22 protein-coding genes and 1 pseudogene are annotated in these 22,421 nt (G+C 40.0%); 15 read left to right on the plus strand and 8 right to left on the minus strand.

Annotated features, from left to right (window positions below; all coding sequences use genetic code 11):
• Window positions 1–25: 25 nt before the first annotated feature.
• Complete coding sequence (gene ybeY / locus EWU23_RS07490) at window positions 26–448, minus strand: rRNA maturation RNase YbeY (RefSeq protein WP_166230394.1); 423 nt, start codon at window positions 446–448, stop codon at window positions 26–28.
• A 23-nt stretch (window positions 449–471) separates the two neighbouring features.
• Window positions 472–825, minus strand: coding sequence for a YraN family protein (locus EWU23_RS07495; RefSeq protein ID WP_166230396.1), 354 nt, complete (start codon window positions 823–825; stop codon window positions 472–474).
• A 69-nt stretch (window positions 826–894) separates the two neighbouring features.
• Between EWU23_RS07495 and lipB the strand changes: the two genes are divergently transcribed.
• Window positions 895–1,632 (plus strand): lipoyl(octanoyl) transferase LipB, encoded by a 738-nt coding sequence (gene lipB, locus EWU23_RS07500; protein ID WP_205753118.1) that lies wholly within the window; start codon window positions 895–897, stop codon window positions 1,630–1,632.
• A gap of 3 nt (window positions 1,633–1,635) precedes the next feature.
• A complete protein-coding gene (locus EWU23_RS07505) occupies window positions 1,636–2,370 on the plus strand; it encodes a ribonuclease H-like domain-containing protein (RefSeq protein WP_166230398.1) in 735 nt (244 codons plus the stop codon).
• Here EWU23_RS07505 and EWU23_RS07510 read toward each other — a convergent pair.
• The 3 genes from EWU23_RS07510 to EWU23_RS07520 are packed head-to-tail and all read right to left on the minus strand — an operon-like array spanning window position 2,357 to window position 5,368.
• On the minus strand, window positions 2,357–2,992 hold the full coding sequence (locus tag EWU23_RS07510; protein ID WP_166230401.1) for a NeuD/PglB/VioB family sugar acetyltransferase: 636 nt from the start codon (window positions 2,990–2,992) through the stop codon (window positions 2,357–2,359). The two genes, EWU23_RS07505 and EWU23_RS07510, sit on opposite strands and share 14 nt — an antisense overlap.
• Window position 2,993: 1 nt before the next feature.
• A complete protein-coding gene (locus tag EWU23_RS07515) occupies window positions 2,994–4,193 on the minus strand; it encodes a M14 family zinc carboxypeptidase (protein ID WP_166230403.1) in 1,200 nt (399 codons plus the stop codon).
• Window positions 4,190–5,368, minus strand: a complete 1,179-nt coding sequence (locus EWU23_RS07520; protein WP_166230405.1) for a chloride channel protein — start codon at window positions 5,366–5,368, stop codon at window positions 4,190–4,192. The genes EWU23_RS07515 and EWU23_RS07520 overlap by 4 nt, the downstream gene beginning before the upstream one ends.
• A gap of 176 nt (window positions 5,369–5,544) precedes the next feature.
• On the opposite strand from EWU23_RS07520, the gene EWU23_RS07525 reads away from it, so the two are divergent.
• From EWU23_RS07525 to EWU23_RS07535, 3 genes are all read left to right on the plus strand, one after another.
• Window positions 5,545–6,918 (plus strand): DEAD/DEAH box helicase, encoded by a 1,374-nt coding sequence (locus EWU23_RS07525; protein ID WP_166230407.1) that lies wholly within the window; start codon window positions 5,545–5,547, stop codon window positions 6,916–6,918.
• Window positions 6,919–6,984: 66 nt separating this feature from the next.
• A complete protein-coding gene (locus EWU23_RS07530; protein ID WP_166230409.1) occupies window positions 6,985–7,629 on the plus strand; it encodes a tetratricopeptide repeat protein in 645 nt (214 codons plus the stop codon).
• A 16-nt stretch (window positions 7,630–7,645) separates the two neighbouring features.
• The gene (locus EWU23_RS07535; protein WP_166230411.1) at window positions 7,646–9,148 is read left to right on the plus strand and encodes a GH3 auxin-responsive promoter family protein; all 1,503 of its coding nucleotides are present in this window, start codon (window positions 7,646–7,648) and stop codon (window positions 9,146–9,148) included.
• Between the two features lie 42 nt (window positions 9,149–9,190).
• On the opposite strand, the gene EWU23_RS07540 is transcribed toward EWU23_RS07535, so the two are convergent.
• Both EWU23_RS07540 and EWU23_RS07545 read right to left on the minus strand, forming a co-directional pair.
• Window positions 9,191–9,700: a gamma carbonic anhydrase family protein gene (locus tag EWU23_RS07540; RefSeq protein ID WP_166230413.1), complete on the minus strand. Its 510-nt coding sequence runs from the start codon at window positions 9,698–9,700 to the stop codon at window positions 9,191–9,193.
• 6 nt (window positions 9,701–9,706) lie between these two features.
• Entirely contained in the window at window positions 9,707–10,219 is a 513-nt protein-coding gene (locus tag EWU23_RS07545) for a KdsC family phosphatase (RefSeq protein WP_166230415.1), read from the minus strand.
• Window positions 10,220–10,291: 72 nt separating this feature from the next.
• Between EWU23_RS07545 and EWU23_RS07550 the strand changes: the two genes are divergently transcribed.
• From EWU23_RS07550 to EWU23_RS07595, 10 genes and pseudogenes are all read left to right on the plus strand, one after another.
• Window positions 10,292–14,953 carry a hypothetical protein gene (locus EWU23_RS07550; RefSeq protein ID WP_166230417.1) on the plus strand — a complete coding sequence of 1,554 codons (4,662 nt, stop codon included), beginning with the start codon at window positions 10,292–10,294 and terminating at the stop codon, window positions 14,951–14,953.
• Between the two features lies 1 nt (window position 14,954).
• Window positions 14,955–15,746 (plus strand): lysophospholipid acyltransferase family protein, encoded by a 792-nt coding sequence (locus EWU23_RS07555; RefSeq protein WP_166230419.1) that lies wholly within the window; start codon window positions 14,955–14,957, stop codon window positions 15,744–15,746.
• Between the two features lie 3 nt (window positions 15,747–15,749).
• Window positions 15,750–16,439: a DNA repair protein RecO gene (gene recO / locus EWU23_RS07560; RefSeq protein ID WP_166230421.1), complete on the plus strand. Its 690-nt coding sequence runs from the start codon at window positions 15,750–15,752 to the stop codon at window positions 16,437–16,439.
• On the plus strand, window positions 16,406–17,878 hold the full coding sequence (locus EWU23_RS07565) for a M61 family metallopeptidase (RefSeq protein ID WP_205753119.1): 1,473 nt from the start codon (window positions 16,406–16,408) through the stop codon (window positions 17,876–17,878). The genes recO and EWU23_RS07565 overlap by 34 nt, the downstream gene beginning before the upstream one ends.
• 109 nt (window positions 17,879–17,987) lie before the next feature.
• On the plus strand, window positions 17,988–18,338 hold the full coding sequence (locus EWU23_RS07570) for a helix-turn-helix domain-containing protein (RefSeq protein ID WP_166230425.1): 351 nt from the start codon (window positions 17,988–17,990) through the stop codon (window positions 18,336–18,338).
• Between the two features lie 38 nt (window positions 18,339–18,376).
• Entirely contained in the window at window positions 18,377–19,348 is a 972-nt protein-coding gene (hemB, locus tag EWU23_RS07575; RefSeq protein ID WP_166230427.1) for a porphobilinogen synthase, read from the plus strand.
• Window positions 19,349–19,351: 3 nt separating this feature from the next.
• The gene (locus EWU23_RS07580; RefSeq protein WP_166230429.1) at window positions 19,352–20,518 is read left to right on the plus strand and encodes an AIR synthase related protein; all 1,167 of its coding nucleotides are present in this window, start codon (window positions 19,352–19,354) and stop codon (window positions 20,516–20,518) included.
• A gap of 126 nt (window positions 20,519–20,644) precedes the next feature.
• Entirely contained in the window at window positions 20,645–20,959 is a 315-nt protein-coding gene (gene rplU, locus EWU23_RS07585) for a 50S ribosomal protein L21 (RefSeq protein WP_129027216.1), read from the plus strand.
• A 39-nt stretch (window positions 20,960–20,998) separates the two neighbouring features.
• Window positions 20,999–21,253: pseudogene (gene rpmA / locus EWU23_RS14040) on the plus strand (50S ribosomal protein L27); the annotation flags it as partial.
• Window positions 21,254–21,515: 262 nt separating this feature from the next.
• Window positions 21,516–22,106, plus strand: a complete 591-nt coding sequence (locus EWU23_RS07595; protein ID WP_166230433.1) for a NifU family protein — start codon at window positions 21,516–21,518, stop codon at window positions 22,104–22,106.
• 69 nt (window positions 22,107–22,175) lie between these two features.
• Here the strand turns inward: EWU23_RS07595 and EWU23_RS14045 are convergent, their stop codons facing one another.
• Window positions 22,176–22,418: an HAD family hydrolase gene (locus EWU23_RS14045; protein ID WP_235942173.1), complete on the minus strand. Its 243-nt coding sequence runs from the start codon at window positions 22,416–22,418 to the stop codon at window positions 22,176–22,178.
• Between the last annotated feature and the right edge of the window lie 3 nt (window positions 22,419–22,421).

A 22,421-nucleotide genomic window follows, 5' to 3' on the forward strand; every position in this document is an offset into this window, starting at 1 on the left:
TTCTATTTTGTTTCACGTGAAACATTTATTGTTCTTTAAAATATTGTGCCAAGTAATAATCTTCTTTGGCCGTCATTAACTCTTTATCCTCTTTCTTTTTGTCTTTATACCCGGCTAAATGAAGTAAACCATGGACCATTACACGTTCTAATTCGCTGCTTTCCGTCCCTAGTTTGTTGCCATTTTCTAAGATTCTATCATAAGAAATGAAGATATCTCCTTCTAGTTTTTTGGAATCTTCTGAGTTATCAAACGTCACAATATCGGTTAAGGTATCATGGTTTAAATACGTTTTGTTGATATCTAAAAGATAGTCATCAGAACAAAAAATATAACTTATTTCCCCAATGGATTTTTGTTCTTCTGTGGCTACAGCTTTTAACCAGGCTTTATGCTTGTTTTTATTGGGCAGTGAAAAGACAATCTCTTCTGAGCAAAATTGTATCATGGTTTTTCATTCAAAGAGCTAATTTACAAAAAAGCATCCTCGAAATGTTCTAATTTGGTTGCTTGTGGTAAAAAAGTAATGGATATACTATCGAAACGTATTTCTTTTTCCCAATTTTGTTCCGTTTGATACTGGTTAGCGGCCTGAGAAAGCATGGTGGTTTTGTGTGTATTAATTTGTTCTTCTGGATAGCCAAATCGGGTTCTTTGAAGGGATTTTACTTCGATGAAGACTAGGGTTTGGTTGTCTAAAGCGATGATATCTACCTCCGCTTTTCCTGTTCGGTAATTTTTATCAAGTATTTGGTAGTGATTTCGACGTAAATAGTCTACAGCTATTCCTTCTGCTCGTTTGCCAAGCTTTAAATGTTTTGCCATTCTCTTATCTTTGTGATGCAAGGTATATAAGGGAAACAATCCTTTTCATTAACTCCTTGATAATCTAAGATGCTGAATAAAGAAGTTCAATTTGTTGATATTGGATTAGCGCCATATCAAGAAACATGGGATTTGCAGGAAATGCTGTTGAATCATATTGCTCAAATTAAATTGAGCAATCGTAGGGAGGCTAAAGCCGAGGAAACCCCTAATTTTCTGCTTTTCTGTGAGCATCCCCATGTGTATACTTTGGGTAAGAGCGGGGATGAATCCCATTTGTTGATGCAGGAGCCATTCTTAGCCAGTATTGGGGCTAGCTTTTATCGGATTAATCGGGGCGGCGACATTACCTATCATGGCCCAGGTCAACTGGTGGGTTATCCTATTTTGGATTTGGAGAATTTCTATACAGACATCCATTTGTATCTAAGGATGTTGGAAGAAGCGATCATATTGACTTGTCAAGATTATGGTTTGATTGCTGGCAGAATAGATGGCTTAACAGGTGTTTGGATTAACCCAGAGTCAGATAATGCTCGAAAAATATGTGCATTGGGCGTAAAAGCTTCGCGCTGGATTAGTATGCACGGCTTTGCTTTGAATGTAAACACGGATTTAACGTATTTCTCACACATTGTTCCTTGTGGCATTGCAACCAGAGGGGTGACCTCTTTACAACAAGAATTGGGCCGAGAAATGGATATAAATGAGGTTAAGTCCAGCGTTTTGGGACATTTAACTCAGTTATTTGAATGGAAATTAAAACATGTTTCACGTGAAACATTAACCCTAACCCTAAATCCATAAACCATGGAGCCAAAAAAGAATTTTAAAAATACCTTATTTATTGACATTGAAACAGTGTCAGGAGAATCTGATTTTTCCCTTCTTTCTGAGCGAATGAAACATTTTTGGCTAAAAAAGGCGAAGAATGTAAGTAATCCACAAAATTTGTCCTGGGAAGATTTGTACGTAGATCGGGCAGCATTGTTTGCTGAATTTGGTAAAATAGTTGTGATTGGAATGGGCTTTTTATATCAAAATAAAGAGAAAGAACTCAGTTTGAAAGTTAAGACCATTGCCAATAAGGATGAAAAATCTTTGCTTTTGGAATTCATCGAGTTTATCAATGTCACGTATAAATCAAGAGAATTAACCTTGGTCGCTCATAATGGTAAGGAGTTTGACTTCCCTTATTTGTGTCGAAGGATGCTGGTAAATGGATTAGAAATTCCTAAACCTTTGCAATTGCAGGGGAAGAAACCGTGGGAAGTCTTGCACCAAGACACCATGGAATTATGGAAATTTGGTGACCGAAAGGTCTATATCTCATTGGATTTATTGGCGGAATTGTTGGGAATACCAGGTTCCAAAACGAACTTAACGGGAGATAAAGTTCATGGGGTGTATTACCATGAAAAAGACCTGCCCAAAATTGCCGCCTATTGCGTAGAAGACGTGGTTACGCTAGCCCAATTATATTTGCGCTATCATTTTTTGCAAATGGTAGAAGAACAGAATATTGATCGAATTACATCAATTTAGCGGGATTTCCGAAGACCCTTTTGGATGCTGGAACGGGCTCGATAACCACACTTCCCGCCCCTACTGTTGCCCCTTTGCCAATTTTAATGCTACCTACAATGGTACTTTGAATGCCAATAAAGCAATTGGTATCTAATTTACACTCTTTGCCAATGACAGATCCTGCGCCAATTTGAACGTATTCTTCTATTTGAGCGCCAGTTTCAACAATAACCCCAGCCCCAATCATGCAATGGTCAGCTAATTTTGCTTCTGGCTGAATGATGGCACCAGCACCGATATAGACGCCATAGGCTAAGTTTTTAACATCAGCAATGATGGCAGAAGGATGGATGGCATTGACAGGTTTTACCTGACGATCCTCCATAATGGCTTCAATCATCTTCTTTCTTTCTGTGGGGTTTTCTAATGCCACAAATACCCCACAATTTTTACCAATCAAACCCCAATAAGAGTCATCTTCTGTACCTCCTAACACGGGGATTTCGCCAACTTGTGTATCTTTTTTCTTAGGATCATCGTCCAAAAAGCCGTAGATAACCACCTCATTTTTTTGAAAAATAGAGGCAACTTCTAAAGCAAATGGATTTACGCCGATGATGATTACAGGTAAAGATGTCATATTAAGAATTGATTTTTTGAGTGTATGTAATGAGATCAAATGCCACTTGGTCATTTTTCATCAGTACTAGTTGTTGATATACGCCTTCTTTTTTAAGCATTTTTTCAGCATGCAAATGTAACTCTTCCCCATCGATTTCCGTCAATCCATACCAAGGACTTAGGTCACCCAGGTCTTCCAATATCCAGGCAAAAAGGATGGAGCCATCTTCCATGGCGGTTTCTTGGATGTTTAAACCAATATCAGCCCGATAAATAGGCTCATCTTGGTTTAAGGGAGCATTTTTAATCAATATATCAAAGATCTGCCTTTCGTTTGTTGGTAAATGCTGATATAGATGGGTCTCTTCTGTTCTCCAGGTTTCTGAGGCTATGGAATGAAAGGCATCTAATAATAAACAAGCATGGTATTTTCTTAAAGCCTGTTTTTCTATGTCCCAGCCTGCTCCTCCCGATTCCAATAAAACTAAGCCATAACCTTTTCCTTGAGCAAAATCTCCAAATGCGCGCGCCTCAAATTCATCCGACCATTTGGCTATTTTATCTCCTAAAAATGGTTTTAATTGTCTTGCCATCCGGTTAGCGATTTTAGCCGCTCTCAGCCTAGATGCAGTCCAAGTACCATGCTCATCTCCTGCCGTGGCGAGTAATGCAATATGTGTTTGATGCGGAGTTTTGCCGGCAGAATATAAACGGTTTTGATCATGTAGATTAAAAGAAAAAATAGGGGTAATTTCATCTAACCATCGAGCTAAAATTTTGGCCTCTGGGCTATTTTGAGTTAATGCATCTCGATTCATATCTATCCCTAATGCAGTCTCTCTTGTCCATCTTTTGGCCCCATCTGCATTTAGTTGCGGAATAATAAAAATACTGACTTTCTGATGTAATTCTTTCTTAAAATTGGACCACTTTGACTCATTTTGGGATAAAAAAAGAAAAATATCGGCTAAAGCCATAGTGGCAGTAGCTTCATCTCCATGCATTTGAGACCAGGCGGCAATGTGGATTGGACCCTGTCCAAAACGGACTTCTTGGATGGCTCTTCCTTCAAAAGTTTCACCTATTTTTCGAATGCTAATGAGATTATTTTGAGCCCATTCTTCTATCAATTCATTCCAAATATTTTCTGAAAATCTTCTAGTAGAAATGCGCTTTTCTTGAAAGCTTTCGTAGTGATCTAGTAATAAATTAAACATCATGAATATAGAGGTTTAGGAACCCAGTTTGCCCAGTCTTGTTTTTTGAAAATACCATTTTTACCAGAAATATACATAACAATGAGCGTGCAAATAAAGAAACAGAACCAGGCTTCTAGCCCAAATAATTCTACTCCCATAGCTATGGAAGTCAGCGGTGTTTTGGCTAGGCCAGTATATAAACAAGTAAAACCCAGAGCGGCCAATAAAGGAATTGGCAATGAAATGATTTCATGCAGCGCACTACTTGCATGTGCCCCTATTAAAAACAAAGGAGTGGCTTCTCCCCCTTTAAATCCCAAACCTAAGCTTAAGCTGGTGGCTAAGGTTTTGCCGATGGCGAAGTTGGCGGTTTCTCCAGAATTAAATGGGCGAAGTAAAAAGGAGGACCCCAATCCTATGCTTTCCTGAAAAAGTGGAAATTGAAAAATAAGAAGTAAAATCAGGCCTGCGAGAATCCCTTTGAGAATGGTGTGAATAGGTAAATGGGCGAAGGTTTTAGAAATAATCGATTCTAGGCGCGAATAAGCTAGCCCGACTAGCCCTAAAAATAGGCCAATACAGGCTAATTTGACCCAAAATGGCCAATTAGTTTCAGGCAAAAAAATGACGGGATAAATGGTGTGATTGGTGCCCCACACGTGGAGACTCACGTAATGAGCTCCAAAAGCCGAAAAAAGACACGGTAAAAAGGCACGAAAAGAAATATGTCCGACTTTGGAGATTTCAAGACCAAAAAGACAACCCGCCCAAGGGGTTCCAAAGACGGAAGCAAAACCTGCTGCCATACCAGCTTGCAACCAATCTCTTTTTTCCAACTCTTCCAAATCCAGCCATCTTGAAAATTGATGAGCAATGCCCCCGCCCATTTGGACAGCCGTTCCTTCCCTACCAACCGATGCGCCAAAGAGCTGACTCAACCAAGTGCCGAATAAAATGAAAGGTCCCAAGGTCCAAGAGACGTCTTCTCTTTTTTGGTTGACTCGATCAATCAAATCATTTGTTCCTAATTTACTCGGAGAATTGGGGACCTGAGATACATATTGAAAAGCTGCACCAAGTAGAGGCAAACAATAAAGAAGTGCAAGATGTTCTGTTCGAAAAACTTGAATCTTTTCCAACCCCCATAAAAACAAAGACGAAGCGGATCCCACCAGGAAGGAAGTGGACAATCCCATGCAAATTCTAATAAGCCAAAGTCGGGTTGCTGGTTTCAAGCTATTGCAATATTTCGCCCAAAGTTAGGGAAATAATAGAAGGATTGGAGATGGAATGCTGCCAATAGGCAGCTATTCAGGCATTTCCACTTAATCGGATGAATTTAGCTACCTTTGTATGCATAATTTTCTACGAAATGGTTGATTTTTTAAGTTTGGGATTGAACCCACAATTACAAAGAGCATGTGATGCCTTGGGTTATCAAGAACCTACACCAATTCAAGAAAAGGCTATCCCTTTGTTATTGGGAGGGCATGATGTATTGGGAATTGCTCAAACAGGGACAGGAAAAACAGCGGCCTATGTTTTACCCCTCTTAATGCAATGTAAATATGCCCAAGGACAAAATCCAAGGGCCTTAATTCTTGCGCCAACCCGTGAACTTGTCATGCAGATTTATGAAGTTATGGTGAGCTTGGCGCAGTATACCGACTTGAGATTATTAGCACTATATGGCGGACTGGGACCTAAGCCGCAGATTCAAGCGATAGAAAAAGGTATTGATATTATTGTTTCTACTCCAGGACGATTCCTTGAATTGTATCGAAAAGAAGTGATTATAGTTAAGGAATTAAAGCATTTAGTCCTTGATGAAGCAGATAAAATGATGGATATGGGTTTTATGCCTCAGATTCGTCAAATTTTAGAAGTGATTCCCTATAAGAAACGCCAAAATGGCTTGTTTTCTGCTACATTTCCCGAACGTGTAGAAAACCTGTCGCATGAATTTTTGGAGTTTCCACATAAAATAGAAATTACACCTCAAGCGACTCCCGCTAGTCAAGTTAGTCAGCATGTGTATGAGGCGCCCAATTTAAAAACGAAAATCAACGCCTTAGCATATTTTATGCAAAATCCTGATTTTGAAAGAGTTATGATTTTTTGTAGGAGCAAAGAGGTGGCCAATCAAGTAGAAAAGTTTTTAAGTAGAAAGGTTTTGACAGAAGATCAAGTTCGGGTAATTCACTCGAATAAGGGTCAAAATACGCGTATTAATGCCATGCAGCAATTTAGGGAAGGCTTGGTTCGGGTTTTAGTTACTACTGATGTAGCATCAAGGGGTATCGATATCCCTAAAGTTTCCCATGTCATCAATTTTGATGTTCCTCTGATTTATGAAGATTATGTACATCGTATAGGTAGGACAGGTAGAGCGGCTGAAATTGGGGAGTCTATCACTTTTGTGACTTTGGCAGAGCGTTACCATTGGGCAAAAATTGAAACAATAATTCAGCAGAAAATAGAGATAGAGCACTTACCTTCAGGGATTTATGAAGAGGATACTCCATTTTTAGAACAACAAGATATGTTGCGGGCTGTGGATGATCAGCGTAAAAGAGAAGATCCTGATTTCAAAGGGGCTTTTCACGAGAAGAAGCACAAACCTAGGGCAAAGGCAGGAATTAAAGGTTCTGCGAAAGGGCCATCCAAAGGAAATAATTCCAAAGGTAAACCTAAAAGTGCATCAAAATTTCGTTCTAATTCATCCTCCATTAAAAAGAAAAGGTAGATTTGTGATATGATGCTAAGAAGAAAAACCTATTTAATAGGAATATTATTATGTATGTCAATGCCCATGCTAGCGAAATTGTCGGCAGATTCATTGGTGAAAATACCTCGATATCAAGCATTATTTGGGAAAAAACCGCTAAATAAGAAGGATCAAGAAGAGGTCAGTCAGATCATAAGCAGCGTTGATCAAAGTTTTCCTAATCGTGCCGAAGGGGTTAAGTTTTTATCAGAAAGGGCTTGGGAGTATGTTTCTGAAGGCAAATTAGATACCGCTACTTATCGTTTTAATTTGGTTCATGCCTTAGACTCTACTAGTGTAGAAGCATATTGGGGACTAGGGGTGGTCGCTTTTCAGCGTTTGGATTTTCCTGGTGCTATTGAGTTATTGGGGAAGGGTTTACAAATTAATCCCAAGTTGAGCATCATGCGTGTGGATTATGCGATTGTAAAGCTTAGCTGTTACTTGAAAAATTTGGATTGCGGTAATTTGGAGGAGGTTGATGCCTTGTTAAGTCAAGCATTACAAGAAGATCCATCGAACGCCAATGCCTGGATGAAAAAAAGTCAAGTGGCGTTTTTGCAAGAAAAATATGAGTTAGCGTGGAGTTATTTTCATGAATGTCGGGCCTTAGATTTGACGCAATTGGATTTAAATTTCTCGCAGCAGCTCATGGAAAAAATGCCAGATCCCAAAGGTATTTTTAAATGATAATTAGAAAAGAGCTATGGGTATTCGTTCTTTTTTCGCTAAGCCATTTGCCCATTGGGTAGTCAACAAGTATCGGATGACTCGATCCGAGGCCATTGAAAAGCAGCATTTTTGGTTAAACTCAAATTTAGAAAAAGCAAAATCAACGCTTTTTGGAAAAGCTTTTGGCTTGGATAAAATCCAAAACTACATGGATTACAAAGCTAAGGTTCCCATTTTTGAGTATGAAGATATTAAGCCTTATATCGAGGAAGCTGTAGCGGGCAAAAAGGATATATTATGGCCAGGGAAACCGGCATATTTTGCAAAAACATCTGGAACAACATCAGGAGCCAAATACATTCCAATTAGTTCGGAGTCCATGCCCTTTCATATTATAGGAGCAAGAGATGCCTTATTGCATTATGTGCATTATAGTGGAAATTCGGCTTTTTTGGATCAAAAATTGATTTTTTTGTCGGGCTCTCCAGCATTGGAATCAAAAAATGGAGTACCAACAGGCCGTCTTTCCGGTATTGTAAATCACCATGTTCCTTCCTATTTACGAACGAATCAATTGCCTTCTTACGAAACAAATTGCATGGAAGATTGGGAGGAAAAATTAGCTGCGATTGTTCGGGAAACAATGGATCACCGCATGGGTTTGATTTCTGGAATTCCGCCTTGGGTACAAATGTACTTTGATCGATTAGAGGCTCAAACAGGAAAAAAGATTGGAGAATTATTCCCTGATTTTCAAGTTTTTGTTACTGGTGGTGTCAATTTTGAACCTTACCGGGACAAGTTGATGCAGTCCATTGGTAGAAAAGTGGATGTTATTGAAACTTATCCTGCTTCAGAAGGATTTATTGCCTTTCAAGATTCTACAGGAGAAGAGGGTTTACTTTTATTGGTTGATGCAGGAATCTTTTATGAATTTGTTCCTATTGATACCTATTTCTCCGCTAGTCCAACCCGACTATGTTTATCGGAAGTAGAGCTAGGAGTCAACTATGCTTTATTGATGACCACGAATGCTGGACTGTGGTCATATTCCATTGGAGACACCGTAAAATTCGTTTCATTAGATCCTTTCAGAGTGGTAGTAACGGGCAGAATCAAGCATTTTATTTCTGCTTTTGGAGAACATGTTATTGCAGAAGAAGTGGAATTGGCTATGAAAGAAGCGATGGAAGCTTGTCCTGAAACCAAAATAGTTGAATTTACCGTAGCTCCTAACATAAATCCAAAGCCTGGCCTGATGCCACACCATGAGTGGTTGATGGAATTTGATGTAGCGCCAACGAATATGGAATTATTTCAAAAGACGTTGGATGCCGCTATGCAACGGCAGAATATATATTATCAAGATCTGATTGTAGGTAATATCCTTCAGCCTTTGCTTATTCAATCTTTAGCGAAGGATTCCTTTATTCAGTACATGAAATCGAAAGGGAAATTGGGGGGACAAAATAAGGTTCCACGTTTATCCAATGATCGGATATTAGCCGAGGGATTGCTGGCATTGAAAAAGGATTAACGGATTTTTCTGTTTTAATTTAGCTCAGAATATACCTTTGACCTACTCAAACCAACTAGCATATTTGACATAATTCATGGCGGTTCGCATGAATACTGCTGCTGCTTCTTCGCTGACAGGTTTTAAAAATTTGGCTGGATTTCCGGCATAAATACTTCCAGAAGGAATGCGCATTCCTTGAGTAACAACGGCTCCAGCAGCGATAATAGATCCAGATTCCACGTAAGCTCCATCCATGATGATGGCACCCATTCCCACCAAAACGTGGTCTTCTATGGTGCAGCCATGTACGATGGCATTGTGAGCGATGGAGACATAATTTCCAATAATGGTCTCCGTTTTTTGATAGGTACAATGAATCACGGCCCCGTCTTGGACATTGCTATAATCACCGATTTGAATGCGATTGACATCTCCTCTGATGACGGCATTAAACCAAACGGTACCATGTTTTCCCATGGAAACATTTCCGACAACCGTAGCGTTGGGAGCTAACCAAACGTGTTCGCCGAATTGGGGTAAGTGACCTTCAACTGCTAATATTGTTGCCATAGGATATTAATTAGGCCATTTTCCTTGTAGTTTCATCACTTTTTCAATGACATCTCGAACAGCACCTTGTCCACCTTTAAAGGGGGAAATATACTTAACTACCTGGTGAATTTCTGGAATAGCGTCGAAAGGACAAGTACTTAGAATATTAGGTCTAGAAAGTATTTCTAAATCAGGTACATCATCTCCCATGTATAATATCTCTTCTTCAGCAAGACCAACTTCTAGTAACCATTTTTCAAAAGTTGCCGTTTTATTGGTGCCGCCTAAGCTGCTATAAATGTGTTGAAATTTAAGGTTTTCTAATCTTTTTTGAACGCCAGGATGACTGCCGCCTGTAATGACGCACATTTGATAATTAGCTTGTCTGGCTTTTTCAATGGCATATCCATCACGAATATAAAAACTCCTGAAGTGCTCGCCTGTTTCTAGTACATGTACTTGGCCATCTGTCATGACTCCATCGACATCAAAAACAAAGGCTTTTATACGATTAAACAGAGAAAGGACGTTTTGCATATTGGGCTTATTTACCGCAAATATCTTAAAATTTTGCTTATTTTTACTTGCTTTTCCCTAGGTTAGCTGAATATGTTTCGAACCCTACTTTTCTTTGTTTTTGTTTGGTTGGGGGTGAGTTTATCCACTCAGGCACAAAAATTCTCTAATTCGAAAGGCGACTTTTCCACCGAGGTAAAAAACTGGATGCTTCTTAGTAGGAACAAAGAGGCTCCTGCTGTAGCGGATTTGTGGATGGCTAAATGGCCTTATTCCAATCTGAATGCTGCGGAACAAAATCAGTTTGAAAAACTGGTGAAAACGATGCCCTCCATGGGCTTTAAATCCCCTCAATTAGCCTACTTGTTTATTCGTTGCACGGTTCAATTTAGCGATGATGCCGAAGCATTAAAAAGCCTTATTCAGGTTTGGGAGAAATTAGTAGAAAAGAAGGATTTTCGGACGGCATTGACTTTGGCAGAGACTGTTGAAAATTGGCAGTATAACCAGCAGATTCCAGGTTTGGCTTCCATGTCCATTCAAGTAAAAGGGAGATTATTGGTTACTTGGCCAAGCGATGTATTACCCGCTGATTCCTTAGGGCAGAAACTCTCGGATAATGATGGTTGGGATACGCCTGGTTCATCGGAAATAGCAGCTCCTAATGCTTCAGACAAAAACTGGCTGGTAGAGACAAAAACGGGAGGCCCAGTGCTGCTATGGAAATTCCCAGAACTAAACTATAAAACAGGCAGAGATAGCTTATATTTCTCCCCTAAAACCTTCCAATGGTCCGTAGTCAATAAGATTGGCAAAGGAACAGATACGGAGATTCCTGGAGAATTACTGGGGTATCTTGATGCCAAATGGAAAATAAAATCGTTCGAAATTTTGCCCAAAAAAGGTCAATTAGTTGGCCTAGAAGGAGATTGGATTCAATTGGAGAAGAACTTAGCTGGAAAAGGCAAGCTGAGTTTGAAGAGAAAATCAACGTCAAGCCTATTTCCATTTGAATTTCGCTCCATCGATGTCATGGCATCCCCCATTCAAGAGAAGTCGTGGAGGGCCAATGGGAGATTATGGATTTTGGGAGATAAGCGCGGATTGATTTCTTCTACTAGTCAATCGGCCTATTTTCAAGTGCTTTCTGACAAACAGCTAGTAGGACAGATTAAAACAAAATTAATGTGGTTAAGTGCCGAGGGTAATGTAACCATTCCCGAAGGACAATTTGCGGCTTATATAGGCAGTAGAGATACTTTACAACATCCCAGTATCCGTGCGAACTGGTACCCACTTCAAGAATTATTGCATATTCGAAAAATTGATGGGGGCCCTATGGAACGCCTACTTTTTGAAGATTCTTACCATCAAGTTCGGATTTCAGCCGATTTAGCGATTCTACATCCTCAGACAAAAAAAGTAGACTTTTTCCGATTATCAGGAAAAAACCAAGTTCCTGCTTGGGTAGAATCCTTTGATTACTTTGAAGAAAGCCGATTGACAGCATTGCAGGGGATATTAAATTATAACCCTTTGCGCATATTGTATAACCAAATCATAGAAACAAAAAGTACACAGGTTTACCTTAGGGACATAGCTCTCAAGTATAAACGTGATTATGCCTCTTTGAAGTCAGGGTTTATGATGTACCGAGATGCTGGTTATATCCAGTATCAGGACGATACGGATCAAGTTTCTTTTACCAAAATGGGCCGTCATTATGCCTTAGTTCAATTTGAAAAAAAGGATTTTGATCGTTTTTATGTGGCATCTTTTGCTGATATGATTGAGAAAGACTCTGCCAATATTAGCTTGGAACTATCCAGGCAAAGATTGATTGTTCGGGGAATTGACGAAATACGAGTTTCAGATTCTTTGAAGGCAAATTTTGTTCCTCAGAATAAACAAATTGTGTTTACCAAAGGACGAGATTTTGATTTTCAGGGAGAGATTAAAGTGGGGAATTATCGATTTAGGGGTCCGAATTTTCAATTTAATTTTGCCGAGTTTACCGTCAATTTTCCTAAAATAGATTCCATAACCTTTTTACCTAGGTTGAAAGATGGGTCTTTGGGAACACGAGAATTGGGCGGGCATTTTAAGTATGAGTCTGGGATGTTGCAATTAAGTCCTCCGAACAATAAATCAGGACGTTTAGGAGTGGCGGCTTATCCTAAATTAGTTATACCCAAGGGAGTTACGACCTATTTTGATGAACCCTGGCGAGCGCAAGGCTTGTATGGAAAAAAATACTATTTCAAGGTACCTCGAATCGAATTGGACAGTTTATTGTTGAAAGACATCACCTTTGATGGGAGCTTTTTTTCCGATGGATTATTGCCGGTGCTAAAAACCAAATTGGAATTAATGCCTGATCAATCTTTTGGTTTTAAGTATTCCATCAAAAGCCCATTAGATATTTATAAGAGTCAAGCCAAGTTTACGTTAAATGAGGCATTAATCATGGACCGAGAGGGATTACACGCATCGGGTAATTTGTCGATTTGGGGCTTAAGCTCCAATACCAAAACATCCACTTTTTATCCAGATTCCTTGGTGGCGAAAGGGATCGATGGAAAATTAATTAGTATGTATCAAGGTAAAAACACCTTCCCTTCTGCCAGTTTTGGAGTACATCATTTACATTGGTACCCAACAGTGGACAGCTTATGGATTTATCCACAGAAAAACAGAATTAGCTTGTATGCTAATCAAATCCAATTGGCAGGGAGTTTAGGTTTCCATCAGAAAAAGGTATTTGGTCAAGGACAAGTTTTCTATGGTGATGGGGTATTTAGTTCTCAGAATTTTGTCTTTAGTACAAATGTTTGGCAAAGTGACCTAAGTGATGTGAAGATTGGTCGTCAGATGAATTTGTTTAAACCCTCCGTTTATGCTCAGTCCATTTCGGTGGAAGCGGTTATGGGTACACAAAAAGTGTCCATGCGGGCGAAGAAATCCAAGGCATTATCGGATGAAAATAGCACCTTGTTATTTCCATTCATTGGTTATCAAAGCACCATCTCAGAAGCCATTTGGGATTTGGCTGCTCAGCGTTTTAAGTTGTCAGGAAAGTCAGGGTTTGAACTAAGTCAGTGGTCGGCAGATTCCACCATGTTTAGTCAAGATTCTACTACATTACAAAAGAAAATAGCGCATTCTGATAAGGGGCTTATTCGAGCTAGTACAGCTGATTATGATTTGAAAGCGCAGTTATTACAATTGGGAGGAGTTAAACAAATGGAAATTGGACCCGCTCTGGTATACCCAGCTAAAGGATTATTGTCCATTCAGAAAGATGGTCAGTTTAAGCCATTTATGGGCGCTAGAGCCATGCTAGATCCAGATAATAAGCGACATGTAGTAAGCGAATTGCAGGTTAGCGAAGCAAATGCTGATGGCTGGAAAGGAGAGGCAATTTATTTATTGCCTCGTGCTTCGGGGGATAGTACAAAAATTAAAATGCGGAATTTCAGCTTTGTCGAGGAAGCTGCTACAGCTAAAAAAGCAGCCGAAAAATACATTCAAGCGGAGGCAGTTTTGAGCGAAAAAGTGCCTTTGGCTTTATCGGCCCACCAACAATTTAAAGGAGAAATTTTCTTTAAGTCCAATCAAGAGTTTTTGAATTTCAAGGGATTTATACGGCCAGTCATTGGGCTATCTAATTTTAAAGCGGCATGGATTCCATTCGAAAACCAAGGAGGAGAATCGCCTAATTTAAAGTTGAGTCCGAGTTTACGTGATGAAGCAGGCAGACCTGTGACGGCAGGGATATTTATCAATGCCGACAATAAATTGTATCCTACTTTTTTAGGGCCACAGTCGGATGATCTAGATCCAGTATTGTATAGTGCCGAAGGGGAAGTATTGGAAGAGAAAGAGTATTATCAAGTGAAGGGAAAGCAAAGTGACATGAAACTATATGTGAAAGAAAGGCGATTAGAGGCAGAGGGGGCTGTTCAGTTGTTTACGGGCAATAAGCTTCTTACTTCCTTTGGTAAAATTTCTATGTCTACTGATACGCTGATTCCTCGCTTAGAAACGTGGACAAGTTTACAATTCCCATTTGCCCCTTCGATTTTAAAAATCATGGGGGATCGCATTGTGAAATATAATTTGGAAGAAGGTTTAAGTACGGCATCGGCAGATGAACCAGAAATGCGGGATGATTATTTGAAAAGAGCCGAGCAGGTATTGGGGAAAGCGATTCCTGAAGCTATAAAATCGAAGATGGATCAAAACCATTTGGCGCTGGATAAGGTTTCCTTAGAGTTCACGAAGTCAATCAATTTTTCTGCAGTAAAATGGGCATGGTCACCTAATTTGAGTGCTTTTTATTCCTTGGGAGGAATACCATTAGTCAATGTAGGGCCAGTGGATGTGAATAGTACGTTGAAAGGGTACATGGAAGTAATCAAGAAACCGAGTAAAGAGGAGTTTTATGGGTATTGGGAACTATCCGAAGATCTTTGGTATTATTTTGCGTATTTTAACGGCGAATTAGGGGTTTATTCCTCCGATAATCAGTTTTTAGCAGCCGTGAGAGAGGCGGTTAAAAATGAAAAGAAAGATAAAAAAGAGGGAGAAATTCGAGTGGTGGAAGCGGCTAGTGATGAGAAGGCGGCATTTGTTAAGAAGTTTTTAACCTTGTATAGGCAAGAGCCCCCGATTAAAAAACAAGCACCAAAATCAAAAGGGGCACCTAAAACAACTCCTGCGACGAAACCGAAAACGAAGTCAGGAGGATTTTAATATGGCATCAAAATTAACGCGCTTATTTCAATTTATGGATACGCTAGGTCTTGGAGAAAGAGACCCATTTGGCAACCCCATTGTGTTTAAGCGTATCATTATGGTGGTTCTAGGTTTTTTGACCTATAGTCGATTGGTCATGTACAATAAGACTAAAATTAAAGGGACAGAGCATTTGGATGATTTACCCGAGAGAGGGGTTTTGTTTTTATCGAATCATCAGACTTATTTTATGGATGTGATTTGTTTGTATCATATCTTTTTTTCGGTCAAATGGGGCTTTAGAAATTCGGTTAATTATCCCATTTATTTGTTGGCACCTCGTTCCAATTTATTTTACGTAGCCGCAGCAGAAACGATGAAGGATGACGGTATTTTGCCTAAGGTTTTTGCCCAGGCCGGAGCCATTTTGGTGAATCGATCTTGGAGAGCGAAGGGAGAAAATGTCAAGCGCGAAGTCGATTTAGAGGCGGTTGAAAAAATCAAGAAAGGTTTAGGTTTTGGTTGGGTGATTAGCTTCCCGCAGGGAACCACGAGGGCCTTTGCTCCCTTGCGAAAAGGTACGGCACATTTAATCAAAAGTACCAATCCCATTGTGGTTCCAGTACGGATCAATGGATTTAGGCGGGCATTTGACAAAAAGGGATTGTTGTTAAAAATGCGCAATACTCAATTGGAAGTGGAGTTTCGCCAACCCATACAATTTCAAGAACACGATACCGTGGAGGCCATTTTAGACAAAATTGCTTCGGAAGTAGGCTTAACATTAGAGGAAGAAAATAAGATTGATTAGGAGATGCAACGGAAAACGAGGGGTTTGGTCATTAACAACATGCGGTATCGTGAGACATCCTTATTGATTACCATTTACACAGCAGAATTTGGCATAGCGTCCTACATAGAAAATGGCGTTCGATCGGCCAAAGCCAAACATAAAATGGCCCTTTTCCAGCCCATGACATTGCTGGATTTGGAAGTATATCATAAACCGGGAAAAGGCCTTCATCGGATTTCAGAGGCTAAATGTTATTATCCTTATCAACAAATTCCTTTTGATATCATTAAGTCCAGTATTGCGCTATTTTTAAGTGAGGTTTTAGGAAAGGTGTTGAAAGAAGAAGAGGAGAACATTCCTTTATTTGATTTTCTAGAGGAATCTTTCCAATACTTGGATAAGTCAAAAGCTCATGTAGAGAATTTTCATATTCAATTTTTGTGGGAATTGAGTGCCTATTTGGGCTTTGGTTCTAGCAATTCTGGGGAATTTTTTAGTCAAATGAGTCCATGGATTGGTTCAGAAAAAGTAGCTAGCTTATCTCCTATTTTAGAGGAATTAATTGGTTCAGGCTATGGGAAAACCGCTTCTATGACTAAATTACAGCGCAAGGAATTGGTGGCGATTATGTTGCAATATTATCAAATTCATATGGAATCCATCGGTGAGATTCGTTCGTGGCAGGTTTTACAAGAAGTGATGGCATCATGAAGCATGTATCTTTTTATCACGTGAGCCCTTCTGAAACCGAGGAGTATTTTTTGAACATTGTTTTTCGATTTCAAGTGAGTAGAACTGGCATGACCAGTTTACAATTGCCTATTTGGCGACCGGGGAGATATCAGGCTCAACATTTTTCTAAGAATATCCCACAAGTAAGAGCTTTTGATCCATCTGGAGAGGAAATCACGCTCAACAAAAAGGGAACTTCTGCGTGGGAATTTCACGGAGAGAAAAATCAAAGCGTGGAAGTGCGATATACCTACTATGCCCAGCAAGCAGATGCTGGGGGAAGCGTATCGAATCAGGAGATGCTTTATGTGAATTTCATTACCTGTTTATTGTTTATCCAAGGTCAAGAAGAGTGTGCGTGTGAAGTTAAGGTAGATATACCGGAAGCCTGGAAGGTGGCGACTTCTTTGAAAGAGAGTAAAAAGGGGCTTTGGGCAGCAGCGAGTTATCGGGATTTGGTGGATTCGACTTTCTTGGCTAGTCGAGAACTAATCCAACACCATTGGAAACAGGGGAATTGTCATTTTTGGGTAGAGGGAATTGGACCAGCTAGTATTTTTCAAGGCAAGTTGTTAGAGTCCTATCGACAAATCGCGGCCTATCAATTGGAATGGATGGGGCATTTTCCTGTGAAGGAATATCGTTTTTTACATTGGATTAAAGAGGAGGCCTTTTATCATGGAGTGGAACACCGTAGTTCAACCATGATGGTGTTGGGTCCGCCAGATCGAGATTTATATGATGATTTGATAGGATTGGCTTCACATGAATTGTTTCATGTGTGGAATATAGCAACGATTCGTCCCAAGGAATTATGGCCCTATAATTATGTGGAGGAAGTGTATTTCCCTACGGCTTGGTTTGTGGAGGGGGTGACAACCTATTTGGGAGATTGGTTTTTAGTGGCATCTGGGGTATATCAAACGGAAGAATATCTAGCCTCTCTTTTGGGCAATTTGAAATTGCATTTTGAACGAGATGGAGCTTCCAAACAATCGCTGATTGAGAGCTCCATAGATTTATGGTTGGATGGCTATGGAAAGGCTACTCCTGGGAAAAGGGTTTCTATTTATTACAAAGGGGCGATTGTCGCTTTAGCATTGGATTTATTGATTCGAAAGAAATTTGTGCATCGTAAATCGATACGGGACGTCATGGTTCTGATGAATGAAAGGTACGGAATGAAGCAGCAAGGTTATGAATTAGCCGATGTGTATCGGGTTGTGGAAGAAGTATATGAGGAGATATTGCCGGATTTTTGGAAGGTTTGGGTGGAAGGAAATGAACCATTGGAAGGACCTTTGAATGAGCTATTTGATTTTGTGGGATTGAAATTGGAGAGTTCTGATCGAGGATTGTTGTTGAATCAGTTTGGGGAAGAATTGAACACAGATTGTCAGCAATGGCTTATCAAGTAATTGATAAAAGACAAAATTTGTCGCAAAACGATTGCAAATGTCGCATAGGTTTATTTTATGTCATTTGACGCACACAGCAATCCTCTAATTCTTTTGGAATTTTACTGCGATGAAAGACTTCGCAAAAAGCATTCGAAAAATTAGATCAGATAAAGGATATAGCCAAGACTATGTGGCGATGAAATTAAATATTTCAACGTCCTCTTATTCTAAAATTGAGCGAGGGCAAACAGATCCCTCTTTATCTCGAATGAAGCAAATTGCGGAGGTATTGGAGTTTGATTTAGGAGAAATTTTATTGGAAAAACTTGCTTTAACCATAGGTAATACGAATGATTTAAACCCGAGTGAGGGATATAGTTTTGTCATGCGTAAGGAATTTGATGAATCCTTGCGACTGATTCTGGAATTACAAAGAAAAATAGCCGAGTTGAGTGCTAAATTGGAGCAACGGGGTTAATATTTATTCTGTAACTTTGCAACTTAATTGGATCAATCATGTTGCAAAGACCTCGTAGAAATCGTCAAAGTGCTGTTATCCGTTCCATGGTGGAAGAAAATAGATTATCTGTTAAGGATATGATATTTCCGCTATTTGTCATGGAGGGTCAAAATACTCAAACGGAGATCTCTTCCATGCCGGGAATTTACCGGTTTACCTTAGACTTATTGTTAGCGGAGATTGAATCCTGTGTCAAACTGGGTATTCAGTCCTTTGCTTTATTTCCTCAAATCCCAGAATCTAAAAAGGATTCCATGGCAACGGAGAGTTATAAAAAGGGGAATATTTACATCGAATCCATTTATGAAATCAGTAAGCGATTCCCAGAAATCAGCTTATTGACGGATGTGGCGATGGATCCATATAGTTCAGATGGACATGATGGAATCGTTAAAGACGGTCAGATTTTAAATGATGAAACCTTACCGGTTTTGGCCAAGATGGCGATTGCACAAGCGCAGGCTGGAAGCAAGTTGATTGGCCCATCGGATATGATGGACGGACGAGTAGGTTATTTGCGTCAAGCTTTGGATGAGGCGGGATATTCTCAAGTGGGCATCATGGCATATACGGCTAAATATGCCTCGGCATTTTACGGGCCATTCCGTGATGCATTGGAATCTGCTCCTAAGTTTGGAGATAAGAAAACCTATCAAATGAATCCAGCGAATCGTCGGGAGGCATTGATAGAAGCAGAATTGGATGAAATGGAGGGGGCTGATTTTTTAATGGTGAAGCCCGCTTTAGCCTATTTGGATATTATAGCCTTGTTGAAAGAAAACAGTCATTTACCCATTGCAGCCTACAATGTTTCAGGGGAATATGCCATGGTAAAAGCAGCGGCCCAAAATGGCTGGATAGATGGAGAAAAGGCCATGTTGGAGAGTTTGTTGTCCATTAAGCGCGCAGGAGCGCAGGTAATTTTGACCTATTTTGCCAAAGAGTTTGCACAATTAAAATTAGCGTAATATATGTCCTCAGATCGTTATTTACAAAGAGGGGTTTCTGCATCAAAAGATGATGTACACAAGGCGATATCGACCTTAGATAAAGGATTATTCCCAAGAGCATTTTGCAAAATTTCTCCCGATATGTTGGGAGGAGACGAGGCATATTGCAACATCATGCATGCGGATGGTGCTGGTACAAAATCCTCTTTGGCATACCTCTATTGGAAGGAAACAGGTGATATTTCTGTTTGGAGAGGCATTGCGCAAGATGCGGTTGTCATGAATACGGACGACTTAATTTGTGTGGGAGCAACGGATCATATGTTGTTATCTAGCACGATTGGTCGAAATAAAAATTTGATTCCAGGGGAAGTTATTGCTGAGATTATTCAAGGAACGGAAGAGGTGCTACAGATGCTTCGAGATAATGGAATTGGCATTTATAGTACTGGGGGAGAAACGGCAGATGTGGGAGATTTGGTACGCACCATTATTGTCGATAGCACGGTTGTTGCCCGTTTAAAGCGTTCGGATGTGGTTTCTAATGAGCATATTCAAGCAGGGGATGTCATTATAGGTTTAGCATCGGATGGTCAGGCCCATTATGAAAAAACGTATAATGGAGGAATGGGAAGCAATGGTTTGACTTCCGCCCGCCATGATGTGTTGGGACACTATTTAGCGGGTCAATATCCAGAAAGTTTTGATCCTCAAGTTCCCCGTGATCTGGTCTATTCTGGTTCAAGAAGGTTAGAAGAACCGGTTGCTGGTACACCCATGAATGTGGGCCAATTGATTTTATCTCCTACTAGAACCTATGCTCCAGTAATCAAGGCGATTTTAGAAGAGTTGCGCCCGCATTTACATGGCATGGTTCATTGTTCGGGTGGTGCACAAACCAAAGTGATGCATTTTGTGGATCAAGTGCATATCATTAAGGATCAGTTGTTTCCTGTGCCTGCTTTGTTTGAGATGATTCAACAAGAGAGCGGTACGAGTTATCAAGAAATGTATCAGGTCTTTAATATGGGTCATCGGATGGAAATCTATGTTAATCCAAAATACGCTGATCAGATTATACAGATTTCGCAAAGCTTTGGTATACCTGCTCAGGTGATAGGTCGAGTAGAACCTTCCCCAAGCAAGAAGCTGAGTATTCGAAGTGAATTTGGGGAGTTTGTGTATTAATCACAATTAAATCAAGGGCTTACTTGTAAGTTTGCTAATAACTTTTTATATTTGCACCCCCATTTAAAAGGCTTTTGAAAGGTATTCCTAGCCTCGTGGGATTGTTTCACTTAAATACATAAAAGAATGTACGCAATCGTAGAAATTGCCGGGCAGCAATTTAAAGTAGAAAAAGACCGTTCCGTTTATACCCACCGTTTGGCGGGCGAGGAAGGCGCTGCACTGGTTTTCGACAAGGTTTTACTTGTTGACAAAGACGGAGATGTGACCGTTGGAGCCCCTACTGTAGAGGGAGCTAAAATCACAGGAAAAATTGTAGCTCACGTTCGTGGCGAGAAAGTCTTGGTTTTCAAGAAGAAGCGCAGAAAGAGTTACCAAAAAATGAATGGTCACCGTCAAGATTTGACGAAGGTTTTGATCGAGTCAATTTCTTTAAAATAATTGTTTAATCAACGTTTTATACGTTTAACATAATAAAACATGGCACATAAAAAAGGGGCCGGATCATCCAAAAACGGTCGCGAATCGCATAGTAAACGACTTGGCGTTAAGTTATTTGGAGGCCAAGCAGTTATCGCAGGTAACATTATTGTTCGTCAAAGAGGAACAGCTCACAATCCAGGATTGAATGTAGGCTTAGGAAAAGATCATACTTTATTCGCTTTATCTGATGGTGTTGTAACCTTCAAAAAAGGATTTAAAGGTCGTTCTTTCGTTCACGTTTTGCCTATCGCTGCTAGTGCAGTAGCTGCTGATAAACCAGCGGTTGCAAAAGCACCAGCGAAGAAAGCAGCCCCAGCTCCGAAAGCTGAGGTAGCAGTGGAAGCCGCTGTAGAGGCAGCTCCAAAAGCAAAGAAAGCACCAGCAAAGAAAGCAGCTCCAGCAGCTGAGTAATTTGTCTGATTGATATCAAAAGAACCTGGTGTTTTTACATCAGGTTTTTTTGTGCGTTTGAAACCAAAAAGCACCTACCTTTGTTGGGTTAAATAAAAATTCTATGCTGCAATCTCAGATACATATATACACCGAGTCAACGCCCAATCCACAGTCCATGAAATTTGTTTTCAATGTGGAATTATTGCCCGATGGCATGTCGTTTGACTATACTCAACCTGCTGATGGATTAACCAAGGAGAAAAACTCACCTTTGGCCGTGGCCTTATTTGGCTTTGATTTTGTGAAGCGCGTGTTTATCACGAGTAATTTTGTCACCTTAACGAAAGCAGAACATGTGCTTTGGGAGGATGAACTTTTTGGAATCAAGCAATATTTGAAAAAGTATTTTGAAGAGAAAAGGCCTATTTTCAGTTTACCTGAAAGTGCTATTTCTGAATCGGATGCAGAAGAGTCTGAAGTGATTGCCAAAATCAAAGAAGTATTGGAGCAATATGTGAAGCCAGCCGTTGAATCTGACGGAGGAGCGATTTCATTTTATTCCTTTGATGAGGAGTCGGGCCAAGTGAAAGTATTATTGCAAGGATCTTGCTCGGGTTGTCCATCATCTACCATGACCTTAAAGGCCGGTATTGAGGCCTTAATGACACGCATGGTGCCTCAGGTGAAGGAAGTAGTCGCCGAAGGAGTTTAATCAGTTTTTTGGACAAGAAATAAGTAAAGCTGTCGTTAACGTTGACAGCGTTTCAAACGCTGGCAACGTTTAGAGAAAATCCAAAATTTCAAGCATTTCATTCACTTCTCGGAAGTTCTCATGAATGATTTGGTGAGAAATTTGTTCATGTGCCCAGGTGGTATGAAAAGGGACATGAATACCATGTCCACCAATAGCCAAAACGGGCAAAATATCCGATTTTAAGGAATTACCAATCATGAGGAATTCGTTCGTTTGAATATCTAGATGATGGATTAATTTTAAATAATCATGTTCTTTTTTGTTGGACATGAT

The sequence above is a fragment of the Aquirufa beregesia genome (assembly GCF_011090385.1).
GTDB classification, from domain to species: domain Bacteria; phylum Bacteroidota; class Bacteroidia; order Cytophagales; family Spirosomataceae; genus Aquirufa; species Aquirufa beregesia.

What these genes read in the sequence shown, in the direction of transcription:
- ybeY (WP_166230394.1), bottom strand. Translation starts at nt 448, where the DNA reads ATGATACAATTTTGCTCAGAAGAGATTGTCTTTTCACTGCCCAATAAA.
- EWU23_RS07495 (WP_166230396.1), bottom strand. Translation starts at nt 825, where the DNA reads ATGGCAAAACATTTAAAGCTTGGCAAACGAGCAGAAGGAATAGCTGTA.
- lipB (WP_205753118.1), top strand. Translation starts at nt 895, where the DNA reads ATGCTGAATAAAGAAGTTCAATTTGTTGATATTGGATTAGCGCCATAT.
- EWU23_RS07505 (WP_166230398.1), top strand. Translation starts at nt 1,636, where the DNA reads ATGGAGCCAAAAAAGAATTTTAAAAATACCTTATTTATTGACATTGAA.
- EWU23_RS07510 (WP_166230401.1), bottom strand. Translation starts at nt 2,992, where the DNA reads ATGACATCTTTACCTGTAATCATCATCGGCGTAAATCCATTTGCTTTA.
- EWU23_RS07515 (WP_166230403.1), bottom strand. Translation starts at nt 4,193, where the DNA reads ATGATGTTTAATTTATTACTAGATCACTACGAAAGCTTTCAAGAAAAG.
- EWU23_RS07520 (WP_166230405.1), bottom strand. Translation starts at nt 5,368, where the DNA reads ATGGGATTGTCCACTTCCTTCCTGGTGGGATCCGCTTCGTCTTTGTTT.
- EWU23_RS07525 (WP_166230407.1), top strand. Translation starts at nt 5,545, where the DNA reads ATGGTTGATTTTTTAAGTTTGGGATTGAACCCACAATTACAAAGAGCA.
- EWU23_RS07530 (WP_166230409.1), top strand. Translation starts at nt 6,985, where the DNA reads ATGCTAGCGAAATTGTCGGCAGATTCATTGGTGAAAATACCTCGATAT.
- EWU23_RS07535 (WP_166230411.1), top strand. Translation starts at nt 7,646, where the DNA reads ATGGGTATTCGTTCTTTTTTCGCTAAGCCATTTGCCCATTGGGTAGTC.
- EWU23_RS07540 (WP_166230413.1), bottom strand. Translation starts at nt 9,700, where the DNA reads ATGGCAACAATATTAGCAGTTGAAGGTCACTTACCCCAATTCGGCGAA.
- EWU23_RS07545 (WP_166230415.1), bottom strand. Translation starts at nt 10,219, where the DNA reads ATGCAAAACGTCCTTTCTCTGTTTAATCGTATAAAAGCCTTTGTTTTT.
- EWU23_RS07550 (WP_166230417.1), top strand. Translation starts at nt 10,292, where the DNA reads ATGTTTCGAACCCTACTTTTCTTTGTTTTTGTTTGGTTGGGGGTGAGT.
- EWU23_RS07555 (WP_166230419.1), top strand. Translation starts at nt 14,955, where the DNA reads ATGGCATCAAAATTAACGCGCTTATTTCAATTTATGGATACGCTAGGT.
- recO (WP_166230421.1), top strand. Translation starts at nt 15,750, where the DNA reads ATGCAACGGAAAACGAGGGGTTTGGTCATTAACAACATGCGGTATCGT.
- EWU23_RS07570 (WP_166230425.1), top strand. Translation starts at nt 17,988, where the DNA reads ATGAAAGACTTCGCAAAAAGCATTCGAAAAATTAGATCAGATAAAGGA.
- hemB (WP_166230427.1), top strand. Translation starts at nt 18,377, where the DNA reads ATGTTGCAAAGACCTCGTAGAAATCGTCAAAGTGCTGTTATCCGTTCC.
- EWU23_RS07580 (WP_166230429.1), top strand. Translation starts at nt 19,352, where the DNA reads ATGTCCTCAGATCGTTATTTACAAAGAGGGGTTTCTGCATCAAAAGAT.
- rplU (WP_129027216.1), top strand. Translation starts at nt 20,645, where the DNA reads ATGTACGCAATCGTAGAAATTGCCGGGCAGCAATTTAAAGTAGAAAAA.
- EWU23_RS07595 (WP_166230433.1), top strand. Translation starts at nt 21,516, where the DNA reads ATGCTGCAATCTCAGATACATATATACACCGAGTCAACGCCCAATCCA.
- EWU23_RS14045 (WP_235942173.1), bottom strand. Translation starts at nt 22,418, where the DNA reads ATGTCCAACAAAAAAGAACATGATTATTTAAAATTAATCCATCATCTA.